Annotated in this window: 1 pseudogene; it reads right to left on the bottom strand. The window is 57.3% G+C overall.

Annotated elements, in window-relative coordinates:
• Positions 1 to 248, bottom strand: a pseudogene (locus tag GWG65_RS40395) (hypothetical protein); the annotation flags it as partial.

Genomic DNA, 248 nt, shown 5'->3' on the forward strand with positions numbered 1-248 from the left:
TTGAAGCCTGCTCCTGCAAGCCGACTTCGAGGGGCCTACCCTCATCTCCGATAAAGCATCGCCACCGTTCATATTTCGAACAGTGACGTTCACAGCACACCACTTCTTCATATTTGATGCTGCGCCACAACCGTTCGATGAAAATATTGTCCATGAAACGGCCGCGTCCGTCCATCGAAATCGCGACGCCCGCGGCCTCCAGCCTGCCGGTGAAGGTGGCGCTGGTGAACTGCGCGCCCTGATCGGTG

This window comes from Bradyrhizobium sp. CSA207 (assembly GCF_029051685.1).
GTDB lineage: Bacteria > Pseudomonadota > Alphaproteobacteria > Rhizobiales > Xanthobacteraceae > Bradyrhizobium.